Annotated in this window: 13 protein-coding genes; 8 read left to right on the top strand and 5 right to left on the bottom strand. The window is 60.9% G+C overall.

Translation table 11 applies throughout. From position 1 onward, the window contains the following. Nucleotides 1-135 precede the first annotated feature (135 nt). From C437_RS12470 to C437_RS12485, 4 genes are all read left to right on the top strand, one after another. Nucleotides 136-1,800, top strand: a complete 1,665-nt coding sequence (locus C437_RS12470) for an ABC transporter ATP-binding protein (RefSeq protein WP_004517319.1) — start codon at nucleotides 136-138, stop codon at nucleotides 1,798-1,800. After that, the gene (locus tag C437_RS12475) at nucleotides 1,800-2,900 is read left to right on the top strand and encodes an ABC transporter permease (protein ID WP_004517320.1); all 1,101 of its coding nucleotides are present in this window, start codon (nucleotides 1,800-1,802) and stop codon (nucleotides 2,898-2,900) included. The genes C437_RS12470 and C437_RS12475 overlap by 1 nt, the downstream gene beginning before the upstream one ends. Next, the gene (locus C437_RS12480; protein WP_004517321.1) at nucleotides 2,900-3,892 is read left to right on the top strand and encodes an ABC transporter permease; all 993 of its coding nucleotides are present in this window, start codon (nucleotides 2,900-2,902) and stop codon (nucleotides 3,890-3,892) included. The genes C437_RS12475 and C437_RS12480 overlap by 1 nt, the downstream gene beginning before the upstream one ends. A gap of 98 nt (nucleotides 3,893-3,990) precedes the next feature. Next, nucleotides 3,991-5,025 (top strand): LLM class flavin-dependent oxidoreductase, encoded by a 1,035-nt coding sequence (locus tag C437_RS12485; RefSeq protein WP_004517322.1) that lies wholly within the window; start codon nucleotides 3,991-3,993, stop codon nucleotides 5,023-5,025. A gap of 38 nt (nucleotides 5,026-5,063) precedes the next feature. Here C437_RS12485 and C437_RS12490 read toward each other — a convergent pair whose 3' ends face one another. The 3 genes from C437_RS12490 to C437_RS12500 form a co-directional block, all read right to left on the bottom strand. Then, on the bottom strand, nucleotides 5,064-6,470 hold the full coding sequence (locus tag C437_RS12490) for a uracil-xanthine permease family protein (protein ID WP_004517323.1): 1,407 nt from the start codon (nucleotides 6,468-6,470) through the stop codon (nucleotides 5,064-5,066). A 231-nt stretch (nucleotides 6,471-6,701) separates the two neighbouring features. Further along, a complete protein-coding gene (gene thrC, locus C437_RS12495) occupies nucleotides 6,702-7,961 on the bottom strand; it encodes a threonine synthase (protein ID WP_004517324.1) in 1,260 nt (419 codons plus the stop codon). Nucleotides 7,962-8,119: 158 nt separating this feature from the next. After that, nucleotides 8,120-9,463, bottom strand: a complete 1,344-nt coding sequence (locus tag C437_RS12500) for a dihydroorotase (protein WP_004517325.1) — start codon at nucleotides 9,461-9,463, stop codon at nucleotides 8,120-8,122. A gap of 142 nt (nucleotides 9,464-9,605) precedes the next feature. On the opposite strand from C437_RS12500, the gene C437_RS12505 reads away from it, so the two are divergent. From C437_RS12505 to C437_RS12515, 3 genes are all read left to right on the top strand, one after another. Continuing rightward, the gene (locus tag C437_RS12505; protein WP_004517326.1) at nucleotides 9,606-10,904 is read left to right on the top strand and encodes an amidohydrolase family protein; all 1,299 of its coding nucleotides are present in this window, start codon (nucleotides 9,606-9,608) and stop codon (nucleotides 10,902-10,904) included. 301 nt (nucleotides 10,905-11,205) lie between these two features. Next, entirely contained in the window at nucleotides 11,206-12,132 is a 927-nt protein-coding gene (locus C437_RS12510) for a hypothetical protein (protein ID WP_004517327.1), read from the top strand. 87 nt (nucleotides 12,133-12,219) lie between these two features. After that, on the top strand, nucleotides 12,220-13,068 hold the full coding sequence (locus tag C437_RS12515; protein ID WP_004517328.1) for a hypothetical protein: 849 nt from the start codon (nucleotides 12,220-12,222) through the stop codon (nucleotides 13,066-13,068). Nucleotides 13,069-13,275: 207 nt separating this feature from the next. Here C437_RS12515 and C437_RS12520 read toward each other — a convergent pair whose 3' ends face one another. Next, complete coding sequence (locus C437_RS12520) at nucleotides 13,276-14,046, bottom strand: hypothetical protein (RefSeq protein ID WP_004517329.1); 771 nt, start codon at nucleotides 14,044-14,046, stop codon at nucleotides 13,276-13,278. A 106-nt stretch (nucleotides 14,047-14,152) separates the two neighbouring features. On the opposite strand from C437_RS12520, the gene C437_RS12525 reads away from it, so the two are divergent. Then, entirely contained in the window at nucleotides 14,153-14,626 is a 474-nt protein-coding gene (locus C437_RS12525) for a hypothetical protein (protein ID WP_004517330.1), read from the top strand. A 60-nt stretch (nucleotides 14,627-14,686) separates the two neighbouring features. Here C437_RS12525 and C437_RS12530 read toward each other — a convergent pair whose 3' ends face one another. Beyond that, nucleotides 14,687-16,522 (bottom strand): bacteriohemerythrin, encoded by a 1,836-nt coding sequence (locus tag C437_RS12530; RefSeq protein WP_004517331.1) that lies wholly within the window; start codon nucleotides 16,520-16,522, stop codon nucleotides 14,687-14,689. Between the last annotated feature and the right edge of the window lie 28 nt (nucleotides 16,523-16,550).

Here is a 16,550-nt window from a genome sequence, read left to right on the forward strand (position 1 = left end):
TCGACAACGGTCACTAGCACACAACAACTGATACTTGGCAAATGTCCGGCATTTCCCGTTCTGGATGGCGAATATGGCTACCTTTGGAAACAATTATGCCACTACATAGTTGATACCCGGCCAAGACCAGAGAGCATGTCCGAACACACCACGCTCAGGATGGAGGGGATTCTGAAGGAGTTCCCTGGGGTCGTCGCCAACGACCACGTCAACCTCTCCGTCGAGCGCGGAGAAATTCACGGCCTCCTCGGCGAAAACGGTGCGGGAAAGAGTACACTGATGAAGATTCTGTACGGGCTCTACTCGCAGGACGACGGCGACATCTATCTCGACGGCGAGCGACTTGACCTAGAGTCGCCACAGGACGCCATCGACGCCGGTATCGGGATGGTCCACCAGCATTTCATGCTGATACCACGCCTGACCGTCGCCGAGAACGTCGTACTCGGTGAACGTGAACCAGCCACAGCGTTCCGCAGCGATGCGGAGGACAGCTGGCTCCCGGCGGCAGTTCGGAACAACAGTCTCGTCCAATCGCTCGCCGGACAGTTTTCGCTGGGCCTCGATGTGCCTGAACAACGGATTCAGGATTTAGCGGACCAGTACGGGTTCGACATCGACGTGAGCGCAAAGATCTGGGAACTCGACGTGGGCCAGCAACAGCGCGTCGAGATACTCAAAGCGCTGTACCGTGATGTCGACCTCCTGATTCTCGACGAACCGACGGCGGTTCTCACGCCGACCGAGGCCGAGCGGCTCTTCGACTCGCTCGAACGGCTGACAGACGAGGGGCTGTCGATAATCTTCATCACGCACAAACTCACCGAAGTTGACGCTATCGTCGACCGGGTGACGGTACTCCGGGAAGGGCAGAACGTCGGTACCGCCGAGGTGTCGTCGGTCACCCGTGCGGAGCTCGCGGAGATGATGGTCGGTCGTGAAGTGCTGTTCGAAATAGACAGGGACGCAGTCGACCTCGGAGAGCCGGTGCTGCGCGCACGCGGGGTCGAAGCAACTAACAACCGAAATATCGAAGCTCTTTCGGGCGTCGACCTGACGGTTCGGCAGGGCGAAATCGTCGGTATCGCGGGCGTAAGCGGCAACGGCCAGAAAGAACTCGCCGAGGTCATGGCCGGCATCCGAGACGTGACAGCCGGCGAGCTACTGGTCAACGGTGAGGATATCACCGGCGCGAAACCGAAGACGTTCGTCGATAGCGGCGTCTCTTTCGTCCCCGAGGACCGGCTCCAGTACGGCTGTGCGGAGGATCTCTCGGTAATGCACAACGCCACGATGAAGGACTTCAGAGACGGCCGGTTCGGCGACCGGCCGTTCCTTGATTACGGGAAACTCCGTGACTACGCCGAAACGCTGGTCGATGAGTTCGACGTTCGCGGTGTCAGCGACGTGACCGAGACAAAGGCCGGTGACCTCTCCGGGGGAAACCTCCAGAAGCTCATCTTGGCCCGAGAAATATACCGTGACCCGGACCTGCTCATCGCGAACCAGCCGACCCGGGGCGTCGACGTTGGGGCCATCGAGTTCATCAGGGAGACACTGCTTGAACAGCGGAAGGCAGGCACCGGTATTATTCTGCTCTCGGAGGATCTAGACGAAATATTCGACCTGAGCGACCGGATTCTGGTCGTCTACGAGGGCGAGTTCGTCTACGAGACGACGCCGGCCGAGGCCGACCGGGAACGGATCGGACTGGAGATGACTGGCGGTGGTGACGACGATGGTGGCGAGGCGGAGACATCGCCGCCCCCGTCTGGAGTCACACAGGGGAGTGAGAGCTGATGAACGTCGCAGTAACTGTCGACGCACGCGAAGACATTCCGGTCTGGCTGGCATACGGGACGCCCGTGTTCACGGTTCTCGCCGCGCTGGCGGTCAGCGCCATCGCCTTGGTCGTCCTCGACGTGAACCCCGTCGCGGCGTACGCCACGATGTTCGTCGAGACGCTGTTTACCGAGTTCGGCCTCAGAGAGACGTTGACGAAGGCGGTGCCGCTGATTCTGACGGGTCTGGCGGTGTACCTCCCGCTGAAGGCGGGACTGTTCAACATCGGTGCCGAGGGACAGCTCGTCGCGGGTGCGCTCGCGGGGACCTGGATCGGACTGAACGTCTCGCTTCCGGGACTCGCACTGGTCCCGCTGATGTTCGTCGCCGCAGCCGTCGCCGGCGGTATCTGGGCCGGTATCCCGGCCTATCTCCGCGCGAAGTGGGACGTCAACGAGATCATCACCTCGCTCCTGCTGACGTTCGTCGCGCTCGAAATTCAGAGCTACTTGCTCCGGGGCCCGATGCAGGGCGGGACCGGGAACTTCCCGCAGTCGGAGCGGTTCTCCGAGGCTGCGATGATTCCGGAACTGCTCGGCGGTGTCCACGCCGGCCTGCTCGTCGCCGTTGTGATGGTCGCACTCACCTACGTCCTGATGACGAAAACTCGGCTCGGCTTCGAGATCACGTTCGTCGGCTCGAACGACGAAGCTGCCCAGCAGGCAGGGATGAGCAAGTTCTACGTGTACCTCTTCGTGTTCGTCGTCGGGGGTGCGTTCGCGGCCATGGGCGGCATCAGCGAAATCGCCGGTGCCCAGGGACGGTACCGCGCCGGGTTCGAACCCGGGTACGGGTTCACGGCGATTCCGATAGCGCTGCTCGGCCGCAACAGCGCGTTCAAGGTGATGCTCGCCGGCCTGTTTTTCGCCGTACTGTTCGTCGGCGGGTCGAGCATGGAAGTCGCGTTTGGCGTGCCCGCGGCGCTGGTCGAGATTATTCAGGCGCTCGTCATTCTCTTTCTGATCACGGCGGAGTTCTTCAAGAGCTATCGTGTCGGTATCGACATCAAGCGCGGGCCAACGGAGACGCCGGCCCAGCCACAGCGGGGTGACGACTGATGGTGAGCTTCATCGCCGGACTGCTCGATGCGACCGTTCAGGCGGCGACCGTGCTCCTCCTCGCCGGGATGGGGGAACTCATCAGCGAGCGAGCGGGCGTCCTCAACCTCGGTGTCGAGGGGATGATGCTCGTCGGCGCGCTGGGCGGGTTCATCACCACCGTCCTCACCGGGAGTCACTGGCTCGGGTTCGGCGTCGGCATCCTCCTTGGGATGATACTGGCGCTCGTCCACGCGTTCCTCTGTATTACCCTGAAATCGAACCAGGTCATCAGCGGCGTTATGCTGACGCTACTGGGTGCCGGGCTGACGACGTTTTTCGGCTCCGGGTGGGTCGAAGAGTCCATCGAGGGCTTCCCGCAGCTGACGCTCCCGCTCGTCGGACAGTACCTCGTCGGCATTCCAGTCATCGGTGAGGCCTTCTTCCGGAGCACGGCGACGGACTACCTCGCGCTCGGTCTGCTGGTCGTGGTCTGGTACTTCCTGCACCATTCGAACCTCGGGCTGGAGATGATCGCCGTCGGCGAGGACCCCGAAATGGCGGACACGATGGGCGTGTCCGTGTTCAGGTTGCGGTACCTCGCGGTGCTCATCGGCGGCGGGTTCGCCGGTGCGGCCGGGGCGCATCTCTCGCTGGCCTTCTCACAGCTCTGGGTGCCGGGGATGACCGCGGGCCGGGGCTGGATCGCCGTCGCGCTGGTCATCTTTGCGCAATGGCGACCCCGCCGGATGCTCGTGGGGGCCTATCTGTTCGGCCTGCTCGACGCGCTCCGGATTCGGTCCCAATCCATCTCGCTGACGCTGGGCCCTGACGCGCCGCTCGCCGGGGTCATCAACCCTATCGTCGAGTTTCTCATGAACCCACAGATAATGGGCACCTACCCGTATCTGGCCACGATTATCGTGCTGGCCTACGCCGTCATTCGGACGAAAAGCGACCAGCTCGCGGTCCCGTCGGCGCTGTTACAGGCCTACAGCCGCGAGACGGACTAACGGCCACACGGCGCGCTCTGAAACGAGCGGACACACCTCCCACAGACCGTGTGTGTGGCAAATCTATTTATCTGCTTTCGCTGAATCCCGCATGTCTCATGAGCGCCAATCAGGTCTTCGAGAGAGGCGACCGTGTCGGTATCTACTTGCAGGACAAACACTCCCTCGAAGAGAACGTCGAACTGGTACAGTATGCGGAGGAGCAGGGCATCGACGAGATCTGGCAAGCCGAATCGCGACTCGCACGCGACGCTGTCTCCCCGCTCGGCGCGTACGCCGCGGTCACTGACGACATCAAACTCGGGACTGGTGTCATCAACAACTGGACGCGCAACACGGCGCTGATCGCGCAGTCGATGAGCACGCTGGAGGAACTCGCTGGCCCGGACCGCATCATGTGCGGCATCGGGGCCTGGTGGGACCCGCTGGCCGAGAAAGTCGGCATCGACCGCAGCGGCGCACTGCGAGCGATGCGAGAGTGCGTCGAGGTGACACAGGACCTGCTGAACATGGAGAACGTCACCTACGAGGGCGAGTTCGTCCAGATGCGGGACGTAGAACTGGACGTGGTTCACGGCGACGACGGGCCACGCACCGTGCCGGTCTACGTCGGCGGGACCGGGTTCAAGATGCTGGAACTCACCGGTCATTTCGCCGACGGCGCACTGTTGAACTATCTCGTCAGCCCCGAGTACAACGAGAAGGCACTTGATGCGCTGGAGACCGGAGCGGAGCGCGGCGACCGCTCGCTTGAGGACATCGACCGGCCCCAGCTCGTCGTCTGCTCGATGGACCACGACGAGGAGACGGCCCTGGACAACGCCCGCGAACTCATCACGCAGTACCTCGGCCAGCAACCGCACATCATGAAAGCAAGCGGCGTCAGTCAGGACCTCATCGACGAGGTGGGCGAGACAATCGGTGGATGGCCGGCCGACAAGGACGACATCAAAGAGGGGATGCATCTTATCCCGGACGACGTGGTCCACAAACTCACCGCCAGCGGGACGCCCGAACAGTGCCGCGAGAAAGTTCGCGAATACGCTGATACGGGCTGTCAGTGTCCGGTCCTCTACCCGCTGGGCGACGACCGGCGGCTGCTGATCGACGAGTTCGCGGACGGCTACCTGTAGTCGGGGCGACGCACAGCTACACAGCACAGAGCAGCTTTTCAGTCGTCGTCGACCGGTGGCGCGCCGGCCCCGGACTCGGGCGGGCTCGGTTCTAGCCCGGCAGTGTACTCAGTCGGTCCGGTTCCGACGCTCCCGCCCGGGAACACGATGTTGAGAACGAGAGCAGCCATCCCTCCAGTGACGAGTGCGGACCCGAACAGCGTCTGTACCTCCGCGGGGAAGTTCTGGAGGATTTCGGGGCGGAACGCGACCCCGAGGCCGAGCGCCATCGACATAGCAAGGATGGTCGAGTTGCGGTGGTCGAGTTCGACATTTTGCGTGATGAGGCGCGCTCCCGAGGAGAATATCATCGCAAACAGGATGAGCGCGCCGCCCCCTAGTACGGCGTCGGGCATCGCCGAGACGACGGCGCCGACTTTCGGGACGAAACCGAGTGCAAGCAGTGCGACGCCACCGATACCGGCGACGTACCGGCTGGCGACGCCAGTGAAGTTCACGAGTCCGACGTTCTGGGAGAACGACGTGTTCGGGAGCGCGTTGAACACCGCACCGAAAACGCTCATCACGCCGTCGGCGATGAGGCCACCCCGGATTTCCTCGCGGGTGGCATCTCGACCGGTTGCGGACACCGTCCCAGAGATATCACCGATAGTCTCCATACCAGTGATGATGTAAAGGAATGCCACGGTGACGACGGCGCTTGGTTCAAACGCGAGGCCGTACTTGAGCGGGACGGGGACAGTCACCCAGCCGGCGGCGGCGACGGCCGAGAGGTCGACCACGCCCAGCGCAAGCGCGACGAGGTAGCCGACGACGATGCCCACGAACACGCTGATGACGCGGAGAAAGCCTTCAAAGAACTGGTTTAATCCGACCGTGACAATCAGAACGAGCCCCGCAAGGCCGAGGTTTACGAAGGAACCGTATCCCTCTGCTGATGGGCCGGCCGAGGCCCCCGCGGCGTAGTTCATCCCTGTGGGAATGAGCGTCAGTCCGATGAGCATCACGACGATGCCGGTGACAAGCGGCGGGAAGTACTGGCGGAACCGGTCAAACGAGATGCCCATGATGACCTCGACGGGCGCGGCAAGCAGTGACGCGCCGAAGACGGCGGCGATACCGAACTGATTGCCGATACCGATTAGCGGCCCGAGAAACGCAAAACTGGTCCCCATGACCACCGGAAGCCGCGCCCCGACGGGGCCAACCGGATACGCCTGAACGATAGTCGCGATACCGGCGACTATGAGTGCCATCTGGACGAGAAACGTCGTCTCCCCTGTGACGGAGCCGACGGCTCCGGCGAGGATGAGCGGGGGCGCGACGTTGCCCAGAAACATCGCAAGCACGTGCTGGATGCCGAGCGGGATTGCCTTCCCCAGCGGCGGTTTGTCCTCGATGTCGTACAGTACGACTGATTGCTGATTTCTTTCCGGACCGCTCATGGGACGCCATCCCACCTCCTGTCTTTTCAATCCACCTACTAGAATCCTTATACCAATATATGTGTTTAACTTTTCCCAAGATACCTATTCGTATGTCGTGTGAATGTGTGATATTCGTCTGATATGCGACCTGTATACTTTCGAACTGCAACATCTTGACTTGACAGTGTGTCGGATCTGAGCGCAAACTGATACTGCGCTGGTCCGTGGCGGGGCAACTGTGCGATACCGTTAGTCGTCGGCCGCGGCTTCCTCGGCCGTGCCGTACAGCCCCTCTACCTCCGCGATTTCGGGGTCTATCCGGTCGACCCCGCCGGTCGCCTTCTCGGCGCTTTTCGTGTCTTTCAGACCGAAGCCGGTAGACACCACGACGACGGTTTCGCCCTGTTCGATGACACCCCTGTCGAGCGCCGTCTGAACACCGGCGATAGGTGCTGCTCCCGCCGGCTCGGAATAGATCCCTTCGGTGCTCCCAAGTAGCGTTTCGGCCTCCAGAATCTCCTCATCGGAGACTAGCACGCTTGTCCCCCCGCTCTGTTCCAGCGCGCGGCAGGCTTTGATCGTGTTTCGCGGCCGCCCGACGGCGATTGAGTCGGCCAGCGTTTCGGCGATATCGTCGATATCTTCGTGGTCGTGGAAGGCGTCGTGGATGGCCGACGCGCCTTCGGCTTGGACCCCCAGCATCTTGGGGTGGTCGTCGACGTAGCCGAGATCGTAGAACTCCTTGAACCCTTTCCAGGCCCCGGCGATGGTACAGCCGTCGCCCATAGAGAACACGACCCAGTCCGGGACGTGTCCGCGGGCGATGGACTGGTCGGCGAGTTCGTGGCCGACGGTGCGCTTGCCCTCGACCTGGAAGGGATTGATGGCCGCGTTCCGGTTGTACCAGCCGTACTTCTCGGTCACTTCGACGCTGAGGTCGTAGGCTTCGTCGTAGTTGCCGTTGACAGCAAGCACGTCCGCACCGTAGACGAGCGGCTGCGCGAGCTTGCCCGTCGGAGCGTCACCGGGGACGAAGATGCGACAATCCATCCCCCCGCGGGCGGCATAGCCCGACAGCGACGCGGCGGCGTTCCCCGTCGATGCACAGGTGATGATGTCGCGGCCGGCGTGTTTGGCCTTCGTGACGGCGATAGCGCTGGCGCGGTCCTTGAAACAGCCGGTCGGGTTCCGCCCGTCGTCTTTGACCAGCGTCTCGACGCCCAGCGCGTCGGTGAGGTTCGGCGCATCGAAGAGGTCCGTCCCGCCCTCGTTCAGCGTCACGACGTCGGCGTCCGCTGCGACTGGCAGGAACGCCTCGTACTTCCACTGGCTCGCTATCGGCCCGCCAAGCTCGCCGTCGAACGCGTCGTCGATTGCGTCGTAGTCGTACGTTACTTCGAGAATGCCCTTTACGCCCTCGTGTTCGGGACAGGTGTAGATGATCTGGTTCGGGTCGTACTCCGCCCCACAGAGTGTACACTCGAGGGTTGTGACCTGCGTCATGCCCATACTACACCCTGAGTACAACCGGGTATAAAACCGTACTGTGGCTGCAACTCGATTGTGAGACGAACGGTCTCTGTGGTGGCTGCCACACCTTCACACATACCCCACACACCACACACCTATTTGTGAGCTAGCCATCATGTCCCTGAATATCAAAACTGCTACAGCGGGCGGTCCAGGAACTGGCCACGGCCCGTCGTCGATTTGACCTCGTGGTCCGTGGCGACGATTTCACCGCCGGCAATGACTGTATCGACACGCGCGCTCCAGTGCTGTCCTTCGTATGGCGTCCAGTCACCCACGAACGTGTGGTCGTCGGCAGTGACCTCGTACTCCTCGGTTCGGACGAGCAACACGTCCGCATCTGTTCCGGCCTGCAGCGAGCCTTTTCTCGGATAGATGCCAGCGCTCCGGGCCGGTGCTGCACATACGAGCTCGCGTAGCCGCGGCCAGGATATCCGGTCCGCGTGGACGCCTTCGCTGACGAGGAACTCGACCATCGTCTCGACGCCCGGGAGGCCGGCATATGGCTCCCAGATATCTTCCCAGCCGGCTTCGCGTGTCTCGCGGTAGGTCGGGAAGTGATCCGTGCCGATAAGGTCGATTGTCCCGTCCCGCACTGCATCCCAGAGCCGCTCTCGTTCGGTGCCGGATTTGAGGCTAGGATTGACTTTCAGGAACGGTCCCTTTTCGGCAACGTCACCCTTCGAGAAGGCCAGATACTGTGGACAGGTTTCGAGTGTGACTGGAACGTGGGCTCGTGACTTGAAGCGCTCGGCCTCGCGCGCGCCGCTCCCGCTTGAGATGTGGACGACGTGCAGCGGGCAGTCGGCGTACTCCGCGAAGTACCCGGCCCGGGTAATCGCGTCGAGTTCGGCTTCGAGCGGCCGCGAGTCCATGTACACCTCTGGCTCGTCGCCGTCGACAGTCGACCGCGCGTCATCGAGCAGTCCCTGCGTCTCACAGTGAACGCGAACTGTGCCCCCGGCATCGCCGACACGCCGCATGAGTCGAGCGATGGTTTCGTCGTCTGCCAGATACGGGTCGGCGGTAAATGTCTTGAAATCTGCTGTTCCGGCGTCCATGATGCCGGTCACGTCGATGTCTGGGTCCTGAACGTTGCCCGCAACGAGGCCAAAATCGACGTGCGCGAGGGCCGAACACGTCTCTGCTTTCCCCTGCAGCGCCTCGGGCGTTGTGACGGGTGTCTGTGTCGGTAATTCGATAACCGTCGTCACCCCGCCGGCGACCGCACTCGCGGTCTGGGACGCGAAGTCGATCCCGTCAGGAAACAGTTCGTCGTCGTGCATATGGGTGTGCACGTCGATAGCCCCCGGGAGCGCGACCATGCCGTCTGCGTCGATGACAGTCTCCGGGTCGCTGGGAGTCGGGACCGACGACGCTGGACCAGCGGCGTCTATCGTTCCGTTGGAAATCGCAATCTCACCGCGTTGTATGCCCGACGCCGTCACCACCTGTGCGCCTTTGATGTGAATATCTGTCATGGTATAACGGCCCGGACGAATGAGGAAAACAGTTGGTGTGTGAGACGCCACATCTCGGCCACACACGGCTTGTGAGAGAGTGGCCGCTAAGGCTGTTCTGGGGCGGAGTAGCTTTTAGTCGATTGACGGTTACCGCCAACCTGTGATACTGAACGCAGGGACGCTCATCACGATGGACGATGAGCGTACGGTCCGCTCTGAGGCACACGTCGTTGTCGAGGATGGTGACATCGTCGCTATCGAGGACGGCTACGCGTCCGGTACTGACGTGATCGATGCTACGGACGAGGTCGTCATCCCCGGCCTGGTGAACTGTCACACGCACATGTACGCGCTCCCAATTCGCGGCGCGCCGCTCGCCGCGTCACCTGAGAGCTTCTACGAAGCACTCGTCGACATCTGGTGGAACGTCGACGAGGCGTTCACCGAGCGTGACGCTCGCCTGTCCGCACTGGGTTCCTGCGCCGAGATGCTGCAGAGCGGTGTCACCACCTTCTGTGACAACTACTCCGGGCCGAACACGCTTCCGGGCGGTCTCGATGCTGTTGCTGAGGGGGTTTCACAGACGCCGATCCGCGGGATGATTACCTTCGAGACGACGGCCCGGAACTCCGAAGCCGAGGCCAGAGACGGAATCGCCGAGAACCAGCGATTCATCGACAAAGCGGAAGATCAGTACGACTCCGTGTCCGGCCACTACTGTCTCCACACGTTGTTCACCAACACAGAAGACATCGTTACGGAGTGTGTCGATAAGGCTACTGACGACGACCGTCCGATCCAGATACATCTCGAAGAGGGGCTGGTCGACGTGCATGAATCCATCTCTAACTACGGGAAACGACCGGTGCCAGCGTTAGAAGACATGGGGTTTTTCGACGCCGAAATCATCGCTGCACACTGCGTCCATTCTACTGAGTCCGAGATCGAAATTCTCGCAGAAAACGACGCTGCCGTTGCTCACAACCCGTATTCTAACATCAACAACGCCGTCGGTATTGCCGACGTCGAAACGATGCAAGCCCACGAGATGACGATCGGCCTCGGTGATGACGGGTGGGATCCGGATATGTTCGAGACCATGCGTTCGGCCGTCGGTATCCACAAACTCAAGCAGCGTAACCCGAGCGGCTTCGACATGGCGACGGCGCTGGAATGGGCGACAATCGGGAGTGCGGCGGTGCTTGGGATGGATGACGCTGTCGGCAGTATTGAGGTCGGCAAGCGTGGTGATTTCGTCACGCTGGATCTGGGCCCGAATCCGGTGTTGGACGAAAGTGCTCCTTACTACGTCGTTAGCGCCGCAAGCCGCGGCGATGTGACCCGGACGATTATCGATGGGGTGCCTGTGTACGATCAGGAATCAGGCGTCGCTGGTGTCGACGATTCAGACATGACCGCTGTCGGCGATGCGAGTGCTGAACTCTGGGAACGGTTATAGGTCCGTTCTCATATTGGTATTTACTTCATTCGCTGTCATTTGGGATAGATAACACCCTAAGTGTGTAAATTTAGTCCGTTGACCAATCTCGGAATTCGCTGCTACGGCAGTGAATATAATATACACCCTAAGGGTGTACATTATTGGTTGAAATTTTGATTTCACCGCTACTGTGCACATTCTGTACACACAGTATTCCGACTGCAGCGTGGCCGAGGGGCCAGATCTGCTTTTTCCGCATCTTGTCGCAAATGTTTCTGGTTCCCATATGTAATAGTGGGCCTGTGTGCGTGGGTGTCATATGGTAGTTAGTGACGCCTTTGAGACTTTCACGCAGGTACTCGAATGTCTGGATTCGTCTGCCACTGAGGTCAAATCGGTCTCAGTCAAGGGGCAGACGACCGCAGACAACGACGAAATCAGTGCTGAACTGACGCTTGCGACGCCGGTATTCGGTGGTCTCTCGATACACGATGACGTATCCGTCGACGCGGAGGAGTTCGACGTGAGTGATAAACGGATCGAGATTGACGTGACTGTAACCGTCCCTGTCGGAACCGATATCCCGGTCCCCTCAGACGAGCAGCATAGCTCGTCCAACGAACTGGCGGAATCCCTCTCGCAGTCGGATTCTGTGCCAGCATACAAAGACCCCGACGCACTCCGGGCGGCCTACGATGCCTGTGATACGTTCCCAGAGATGACCGAGGCGCTTGACGCCGATGTGACCTCCGAAACGGTCCGTCGGTACATGGTGGAGTACGATATCCACGACCCGACTGACACGACGCCACAGGCAGGCGGACTCAGCCTTACGGACGTGCAGGCTGATTCTGACAGCGACACCGATACCGATTCATCTGACGGGTCAGGCCCTTCTGACGACAGGGCGAGTGACAACAGTCAATCCCAGGAATCGGACGGACTGGGAGCTAGGTCTGTCGCTGAACTGCTCGCCGAAGCGGACTCGCAGGATAGCGACGACAATCTCGTCGCGGATGGACTCGGTATCTCTCAAGACGTGACTGTGGCCGAGCTCGCACAGACCGTTACTCAGGCCACTTCTCTAGACGAGGTATCTCAGCGTCTCGATTTGAGCCAGACACACGCGCGGCGGTTGCTGTCGGAACTGGATCTCCTTGACCTCGTGACTCACCGGCTAGCGGCCAATCAGATCCGTGTCTCGAACACCGAAATTAAGCGCCGTATCACTGGTGCCGGTCAGTGACGGACCTCTCGGTGGTGGTCGCACAGGAAGCTTAACCCTCATTATAAAAGGAAAATATTTTTGTAGCACGGTTTGAACGTATGACAAATGGCAACTATCCGCGTACGTGATTGGACGAAAGAACAGATAGAACGAATACGCGATACGGAGTCCCACTCCTCGCACGATTCGGTTATCAAGTCGCTACTGAAAGACCGGAAGCTGGCGAAATACGCAGGTGACGTACCAGACTCCGTTCAGGGGGCGACATCTAAGCCCCGGATGAACGACGCCGACACCACGTTCGATGACCTGACTGTGCTCGGCGAACTGTCCGGTGCAGACAATGGAGTCTTGTTTCTCTGGTGTCCCAGTTGCGGGAACGAACTGGCGCACCTGACTGCTGATAACCCGCTCGGTCTGTCCGTGTTCGAGATCGAATGCCAGCGCTGTCTCACTCATCTCGACAGACACGCGATTGTTGCCATCGAGATCGGCTATCCGATCGAACAGAAACTGGTCGACGACTGCCTCCAAGACGACCTCAAGGACTGCGTCGTCGACTACTGGGACCGGACGCTCGACTCGGCCACTGTGGGAGCGCTTGACGACGATTTCGACCCGGCACATCTCGTCTGGCAGTTCGACCAGTATCTTCGGCAGTTCTCGTGGGAGTGGCCAGCGGATGTCCCCGTCGTTGGATTTGCTGCGGGCGAGACCTACCGCAACTCCGCCACCGACGAGTATCTCGAAGTCGTCGAACCAGTCTCGGAGAACCGCAACGCGATGGATTCGTTCAAGATACGGCGGTACGCCGGTGATCCAGAAACCCACGACGGTGAAACAGAGATTCTCGACAGCACCACTGTCGTCGACCACGTTGTCAATCGGCGATTGCTGATCGAAGGGCGTACTGATTCGGCTTCACCGCCCGAGTCGACCGAACAGACGACGTGACCGCCGCAGTCTCTGCACAGATTTCTGGTGTCCACTCTTTTACTCTTCTTCACATGAGTAAAAATGCCCATATAAGACGGTATTTGAGGTCAAGTCAGTTACGAAAACCGGAAAACGATATTATCATATCGTATATAGTGCCGAGGAATCAGAATCTGGAAACATAAATCCGCAACTTCAATGTATTCCGCGGAGGAAAGATGAATATTAGCTTGTCTCGGCTGTCGGACGGGAACATCGCAGACACACGACGCTCTCTGCGACCCAGTTCACATCTGTCGAGCCACAGTGTGGGCAACGGTGGTGGTCGGTGTCGTACTCCGTGGTTCCGCGAGGCGTGGCGAGGAAGCCGTCGTCGATCACCTGCTCGATGAGACTGGGGAACCGCTGTCGTTTGACGACGGCTCGCTGTGCGAGGAAGCTACCGGGGTCGTCAGGATCCGCGCCATGGAGGTCTTCCCAGGGAAGCTCGATTTCGCCGTTAGCGGGGCCACGAGCGACCTGCTGGATGAGTGTCGCAGCGGCTTCGAACAGCGGTGTTGTCCCCCACGTCTGCGGGCTGTCGACAGCACTCCCGGCGTCTCTGTAGGCCGTTTCCGCCTCGCGGTACGCCGCCTCGACGCCGTCGAGTCCCGCAACGGTTCGGAAATCAGCGACGAATTCGTTGAGACAGGCGTGTTGCACTGGGTGTTCGAGCCCGTTGACCAAATCTTTCGCCACGGCGACGCCTTCGACGCCGCGTCGGGTGGCCCGCGTCTCCTGTCCGGCGACCCGGTAACAGACCGCGCTCGTCGCGAGATACTGCAGTCCGTCGCCGACCCAACCCTTCTCGTCGGGCGCGAACGGCTCGATACCGTCTCGCGGATCTGAGAGAACACGCCATCCTGCTCGCGTGTACTCGTCCCCAGCGCGACGGTAATCGCGGTCCGCAATGGCGGCTACTGCCGCGGCCCGATGTCCCGCGTCTTGTGTGCGCATGGGGTCACTACGGGGTACGGCCTCACAGGCTTTCGCACCCAACAAATCGGTATCCCTGTCGGCTCGAACCGTCAGACAGAATACGGGTCCGCCCTCTCAATGGTACATGGAGTCGGTACCTCTTGTCACGACGCTTACGGTGTCACTCCGATTTGTTCTCGGTGTGGTTGCCGGTGTCGTCGCGACAGTCGCGATGGACCTGGTGATGGCCAGACTGCCGGAAGGTGAAACACCGCCGTTCATCGCCTCCGGTGTATTGACCGATAGCGCCCCGCAGAACGCTCCCGGGCGACTCGCGAGCGTGGTCCATTACATCGCTGGCTGGCTCACTGGCCCGCTGTTCGTCTGGGTGCTCTTCACCAGCGAAGGGCTGCTGGGCGGGCCATCGATACTTGCAGCAGTTCTCGCTGCCGTTGTCCTGTACACGCTAATGGTCGTCTTTTTCGTCATTGTCGTGCTCCCACGTTCCCGACTGCCATCGGCTCGGATCGCAAACGTCCGACGCGACTGGGCGATCTCGGCGGCCGCGTATCTACTCGTTCTTGTGCCACTTGTCGCACTCGGGTTTCGGCTCGTCTGACCCGGGCAGGCCGCGATACCGTCTGATTGCACTGCAACCGGGCTTGTTCACGGGCTGTGCTCACTCAACGAGCGAGAGCGTGCCGTCCGACCCAACTTCCCCGACTTCGCCGGTGTGGTACCAGTCGTCCCGAAGCGTCCGTGAGCCGGTCTGTTCGTCGTCGAGGAACCCACCGAGGACGGTCGGGCCGCGGACCAGTAGCTCTCTGTTCTCGGAGACAGCAATTTCCACGCCCGGCATCGGGTCGCCGATTGACCCCTCTACGAAGGACTCCGCCGGATTCAATGCGCCGACACCAGTTGTCCCGACGGAACCGTAGAGTTCGCATACCGGCACGCTCAGCCCCCGGAAGAAGTACAGCAGATGATCGTCCAGCCGGCCGGTCCCGGAGAGGGCGTAGGTGAGGTTCGATAACCCCGCCGCTTGTCGGAGCGGCTTGTAGACGAGCCGATTGGCGGCTCTGTATTTCAGCGGCGTTCCCCGGCCCTCGACGATGCCCTGCCCGTAGGATGTAACTCGACCGCCGACCTTCCGCTTCATCCACCCCATGTCGCCGAGACGGTCCTGTATCGTCCCGTAAAGCTGCTGGTACATCTTCGGAACGCCGACGAGCACATCTGGCTCAACAGCCGCGAGCTGGTCGACGAACTCCTCGGCTCCGAGGTAGGCGACGGCGCTCCCGGTCGCCCAGAGATAGTACGTCGAGACGCGTTGATAGATATGTGCAAGCGGGAGGGAACACGTTCCGGTTGCGCCGGAGCCTGTAGGAAGCGCCGTCCGGAGGCTCTCTGCTGCCGCCAGCAGATTTCGGTGTGTCAGCGAGCAGCCGGCCTTCTCCGCAGGGGACGCCACGTCGAACGCGACTGTCGCAACCTCGTCACCGTCCGTCTGCAGGCCGGGGAGCACTCTCGCCGCAGCCGTCGGCAGCGCGTCGAAATCGAGAACGGTTTCGACGGCCAGTTCGAGGTCTTCGGCAACGTCTCCTGCTGCCACAAGTCCGGTTGCGCCGGTCCGTTTGATAATCTGGGCAGCCCGGTCGTCGCTCGCAGACGGGTAGAGCGCGACCGGCACAAGTCCGGCGAAGTGACAGGCCAGATCGAGAACGGACCACTTGTACTGGGACTGTGCCCTGATGGCGAGTCGGTCCCCCGGCCGCAGCTCCGTCGAGAGGAGTCCGCCAGCGACTGCCTTCGCCCGCTCGGCCAGCTCCTCGAAACTCCGCTCGACGAACTCGCCGTCCTCTCGGGCGAGTGCTGCGGTCCGATCCCCGTGCTCCGAAACGAGGTCTTCGAACCAGGCCGCTACTGACCCCTCCGGGACTGAAAGTGAGCCGCCGTCGTAGACGTCGCTGTCGAGGGCCACATTGGCGTTTTCGCTCTGCCGGTCAACTGGGACGGGGTTCTCGGATGCCGTGCGGTCCTGATATAGCTGCCCGGGTTCGTACTCGTAGTCGTCGCTGACCTCGCTCTGGAAGTAGTCCGCGTAGTTCTGGTCCTCGTCGCCGGCGGCGATGTGTGCATCGAGCCAGTCCCGGGCGACTGTCAGGACCTCCATTGTGACGTACTCTCCGTTCTCGTGTTTCTCGCGGAGTTCTCGCACCTTGTCGGCGAACTCCTCGTGCATTTCACGGTGGTTGTAGAAACAGTCGCTGCAGTCCATGGCGTAGCCACAGTTCTGCATGAACTCCTCTTCGTCACCGAAATGGTACTCCGTGTAGCGTTCCAGTTCTCGGAGAATATCACCAACTTCTTCCTCGGAATGACCCTCGTTCATCGCCGTGTGAAGGTCGTTCAGTAGCCCGAACAGGCGCTTGTGCTGCTCGTCGAACCGCTCGATATTTGTGCTGTACCGCTGTTCGTCCCACTCGGCAAACTCCCCGGTCGAGTCTGTGCCCATACCTGTTCTGTTACCCATTATTTGAAAA

The sequence above is a fragment of the Haloarcula vallismortis ATCC 29715 genome, assembly GCF_000337775.1.
Classification (GTDB): domain Archaea; phylum Halobacteriota; class Halobacteria; order Halobacteriales; family Haloarculaceae; genus Haloarcula; species Haloarcula vallismortis.

Coding starts and splice junctions, on each gene's coding strand:
- C437_RS12470 (WP_004517319.1), top strand. CDS start 136: ATGTCCGAACACACCACGCTCAGGATGGAGGGGATTCTGAAGGAGTTC.
- C437_RS12475 (WP_004517320.1), top strand. CDS start 1,800: ATGAACGTCGCAGTAACTGTCGACGCACGCGAAGACATTCCGGTCTGG.
- C437_RS12480 (WP_004517321.1), top strand. CDS start 2,900: ATGGTGAGCTTCATCGCCGGACTGCTCGATGCGACCGTTCAGGCGGCG.
- C437_RS12485 (WP_004517322.1), top strand. CDS start 3,991: ATGAGCGCCAATCAGGTCTTCGAGAGAGGCGACCGTGTCGGTATCTAC.
- C437_RS12490 (WP_004517323.1), bottom strand. CDS start 6,470: ATGAGCGGTCCGGAAAGAAATCAGCAATCAGTCGTACTGTACGACATC.
- thrC (WP_004517324.1), bottom strand. CDS start 7,961: ATGGGCATGACGCAGGTCACAACCCTCGAGTGTACACTCTGTGGGGCG.
- C437_RS12500 (WP_004517325.1), bottom strand. CDS start 9,463: ATGACAGATATTCACATCAAAGGCGCACAGGTGGTGACGGCGTCGGGC.
- C437_RS12510 (WP_004517327.1), top strand. CDS start 11,206: ATGGTAGTTAGTGACGCCTTTGAGACTTTCACGCAGGTACTCGAATGT.
- C437_RS12515 (WP_004517328.1), top strand. CDS start 12,220: ATGGCAACTATCCGCGTACGTGATTGGACGAAAGAACAGATAGAACGA.
- C437_RS12520 (WP_004517329.1), bottom strand. CDS start 14,046: ATGCGCACACAAGACGCGGGACATCGGGCCGCGGCAGTAGCCGCCATT.
- C437_RS12525 (WP_004517330.1), top strand. CDS start 14,153: ATGGAGTCGGTACCTCTTGTCACGACGCTTACGGTGTCACTCCGATTT.
- C437_RS12530 (WP_004517331.1), bottom strand. CDS start 16,522: ATGGGCACAGACTCGACCGGGGAGTTTGCCGAGTGGGACGAACAGCGG.